This window comes from Carbonatibacter coralli (assembly GCF_039592655.1).
Lineage (GTDB): Bacteria > Pseudomonadota > Alphaproteobacteria > Kiloniellales > Kiloniellaceae > Carbonatibacter > Carbonatibacter coralli.
The window spans coordinates 1-4565 of sequence record NZ_JBBUTJ010000018.1 but is presented as its reverse complement, the minus strand read 5'-3'; the positions used below and the strand labels follow the sequence as shown (position 1 = coordinate 4565).

1 protein-coding gene is annotated in these 4565 nt (G+C 53.9%); it reads right to left on the bottom strand.

The annotated features are described in order from the left end of the window. On the bottom strand, nt 1–4565 hold a 4565-nt coding region (locus AAAH10_RS16475; RefSeq protein ID WP_343565577.1), incomplete at both ends, for a DUF5801 repeats-in-toxin domain-containing protein.

Here is a 4565-nt window from a genome sequence, read left to right as displayed (position 1 = left end):
ACCAGAACCAGGTCGCCATCGCCATTGGTCGTCACATCGCCAAAGACAACATTCTGATCGCCGGACCGCAGCACTTCGCCCTCAAGACGACCATCCTCACCATCTTCCCAGCCCTCGAAGCGCAGACCGACAACCCTGATCCCGTCAGGATTGGCATCCACATCAAGAACACCGGACAGCTGGTCATTGGCAGTATTGCCATCTGACAGATCAGCTTCGTTCAGAGTGCCGGCAAAGACATCATGTGCATCGGCTTCCTCGTCCTCAACAACAACGGACAGTGTCGCGGTTGCAGTATCACCATCGCCATCTGTGACGGTGTAGTCAAAGTTCAGCGTCAGCGGATCACGGTCATTCGCATCGTCTTCCAGAGACAGATCAGGATGATCAATCGCCTTGAACAGTTCAACGCTGTAGGCACCGGTGGCCTGATCAACAGTCACAGTGAGAACAGGCGTGGAACCACCATCGACAGTCCCGCTCAGAACAATATCGCCATCAACAACAGTCTGCGTGAACACAACAGTCTTGTCGCCGGACGTAATTGTGGAACCGGATGGGTCACTGTCCTCCGTGTCTTCATAGCCAGCAAAAGCAACAGAGGTAATTTCACCGCCATCAGCACCGGGGCTGAACTCCAGATCACCGGAGATGGAGAGACTTTCCTGACCAACAAGATTCTTTTCCTTGATCCAGTCACGGCGTCCGGTCCGGTCCTCGTCGGAGACAACAGGTGTGTCATCATCAACATTGATCAGGATTGCGCCGTTGGCATAGTCATTGTCAGCATCTGTAACACGATAGCGAACAACGAAATCAAGATTGTTTTCGTTACGACCTGCAGGATGATCAACAGGAGCATTCTGCTCAACAGTGTAGGCCCCTGTTTGCTGATCTGTCAGCGTAATGGTCAGCACAGTGACATCACCATCCCGGATTTCAATCTCTGTCTTGTCTTCGTTCAGTTCATAGGAGAACCCGCTCGGCAGCTGGACACCTTCAAGCGTAACAGTCGCCACCTCGTCCGCACCGATGGAATGGCTCAGAACACCACTGGTGTGGAATGGAGCAAAGGGATTGTCACCACGGCCACCAGGATTGCCACCAGACAGATTGTCATCGTCCAGAAGCACCGGCAAATTGCCAAAGGTCACAGGAATATCATCCTCGACATTGACCGTCACCGCACTGTCCAGAACGATTGTATCTCCGTCGCTGTCAGTCGCTGTAAAGACAGAGGACAGATCCAGACCCAGAGTTTGACTGTCATTGTTTGCAGCATCATCAGGGTGATCAATCTGGTCATCCAGATCAAAGCGGAAATCACCGTTTGGACGGCGTGTGACTTCAAAGACAGTGCGACCATCGGCAACACCATTGATGCCAACAACCTCGCCTGCACCGTCGCGAACCACTTCATAAACAACGGCAGCACCATTGGATGTGACAGGGTTGCCATCACCATCCACAACGGCCTGTCCCGCAAGGTCCGCATTGAAAGCAAAGGTTACAGGAGCATCGGCACCGACACTGACCTGGGTTTCCAGATCGGAAACGCGGATCCGGGCAAACTCGCTACCATCCTGACGGCCATTGCCATCGGAAAGGTCACCGCCACCCAGACCATCTTCACGCACGAGAACGGAAATCGGTTGCGCATCACTGTTTTCAGGGCTGTCATCATTGATGGCCACCTTGAGGGACCCCTCAATGGTGTCACCGTCGCCATCGGTCGCAACGAAAGGCAGATCAAGAGTAACATTGTCCTCTGCACCCGCTTCCGGATGATCGATCGATTGCTTCAGCTCAATGCTGTATTGGGAAGGAACAACAGAAGTCACAGTCAGAACAAAGACTTCGCCACCCTCACTGTCCAGGGCCTTCAATGTCAGGCTGCCCGCATCCCATGCGTAGGTCACAGCCTCACCACCGACTGTAAAGCCCGCAGTCGCGCCGTTCAGGCCAGCGAAGGAAATCGCGCCATCAGGAGCAATCACAGATGAAGCAGGACCATCCGTCCCGAAGTCGATACCCAGGGAACCTGTGGCAACAACGGCTTCACCGGCAACATCACCATCAATACCGGATTCAGCACCGGCATTACCTCCAGTCAGGCCATCTTCGTCCAAAACTGCAATGCCCGCCGGATTGGAAATCGTAACGTCCAGATTGTATTGACCGGCATTCGGATTGAAAACCTGAATGAAATAAGCGTCATCTGAAGGCGCTGTGTATGTGAGTTGACCATCAACAGACTGGAGTTCCTGGACATAGGAACCACCAGATCGTGTGAAGACCCGAATAACAAGACCATTCGTATTGCCCGCGCCACTGGCATCAAGAGAAAGCGTTTCTCCCTGCTTCAGTTGCAGTTCATAGCCATCTTCATTGATATTGGTGCCGTTCCCTCTTGCCAGGCTACCTCTCAAAGAAAGCTCAGCTTCATTCTTTTCCTCATTCAGGAAGAAAGTCGAGCGGGAAATTTCCTGAGGTGGGCGACTTGGTCTGGTCAGACCATTTGGCTCACGATCAATAACAACGGCGTCGTCACGGTCGGATGCTGCAAAATCCACAGGATTGTCGATGGTCGGAGCATCGTCATTGACGTTGATTGTGAAGCTTTGTGTTGAGGTATCGCCCTCGTCATCAGTGATGCGCAGTGTCACAGAGAAGTTCTCTGTCTCGTTGTCTGCATCGGTGTCGGTGTGACGGATTGCCTTGTACTGTGTAAAGACAAGCCCGCCTTCATTTGTGCCTTCATTGTTGGCTTCTTCAGCGGCATCGCGCTGCAGGGAAACCGTAAAGACCAGAGCGCCGCCTTCATCACGGCCTTCAAGAACATCACCTGCCTCGTTCACAGAAAGCGTGATTGCAGAACCATCTGCCGTGCCATCAACAGCAGCCAGGCCATTGATGCTGCTCAGATCCAGATCAAAGGCCAGATTCTCAAGACCATCCGTTGGCCCTTCGCCATCCGTGGCAGCACCGGCACCATCAGAACCATCCGCCTCATCAAGAGCTGCATCTGTCTTGAAGGAGTAGTTGAAGGTGATCGCAGCCGTGCCAATTACACCGATCTGGGCAGAGCTGTCCTGATCATTCGTACCGGGCTGAACATCAGCAGTCTCATCATGCGTCAGCGTAAAGCCGTCATCACCTGCGGTGATCTCGGGAATGTCTTCGGCAATTTCAAAGGTAAAATCGAGAGAGGCACTGGACACATTGTTGTCCGTAGTCAGCTCTCCACCATCAAGGTTCACTTCCTCTGCCGTCGCAGTCACAGTGATTGTAACAGGCGCACCGTCATTGACGGAGCCATCGTTGTTGCGGCCGGCATCGGCATCAGGCTCTGTTGAAGCAACACGAAGCACGTCCTGATCATCAGGAATGCTGTCTTCCGAACCGCCCTCATTGTCGTCTTCTGCTGCAACGCCCTGGGTGGTGAAGTCATTGGTGTTGAATTCCAGATAACCGCTCAGGCCTGTCGCATCACCCTCACCACTCTCGGTATTGAAGGCCAGCGTGTAGGTTGTCGTACCGTCTTCACCTGCAACGGTGGACTGGATTTCCCAACCTGTCGGCAAGGAGCTGTTGTTGAGAGTGAATTCGCTCGGAACACCGGAAACCGCAATGGTCAGAACCTCGGAACCATCAACATCCCGCAGCTGCGCGTTAACCGGAACACGCACCAGACTTTCTTCCTGAACAGTGGCATTCTCGCCGGAAGAAAGCAGAACAGGTTCATCGCTGTCGCCTGCAGAAACAGAACGCTGTAGCTCAACCGGCTCTTCATCCCGGGAAGGAGCAAACTCATCTGTCAGAACCGGAACATCGGCAACAGCATCAACGACAGCCGTTTCGGCGAACAGCAGGCTCGCTGTCGCGCCGGAATCCGGATCGGAAATCTGCGCTGAACCGGAAACATCAATGTCGTTGTCGCTGTCCTGGGCCGGAAGCACAAAGACAGACCCAAAGTTTTCAGGCGTGATAATAACAGGCAGGGCAGTCACTTCGAACTCGGGCCCAAAACCACCAACAAACAGACGCGTTGTTCCTGCATCTCCGGAGCCGTCAAAACCTTCAATACCTGCCAGTGTCACAGTATCCAGCGTTTCGTTATCGGCCGGAGCAAAGGTAAAGATCAGCTGCATCGGTGCTGCAACGGCTTCCTGAGAACCCTCAACAAAGGGATTGTCATCAGTGCCGTCATCACCTTCACTGCTCTGGTCGCCATCAAGATCGAGATTCTGGTTTGGCAGGGCATCTTCAAAACCGCCGGCAAAAGTACCGGAAATCCCGGCTCCTTCCAGAGAATCAACCACAGGAACAACGGTCGCGGCAGACAGGAAGCTCAGGGTAAAGACACCTTCGGCAGGATCGGGAACAACCGTTTCAAAGCCGACACCATCCAGCGGGCCACCGTCTGTGCCGTCCAGACCATCCTGGGCATCCAGCAACCCGATAACGCTGCCCAGATCATCGTTGTAGGAGGAACCACCGCCCCCCTGGGGACCGGCAGCAGCACCGGCGGCTGTTTCAAGAGCGGCTTCGGAGGCCAGCGCAAT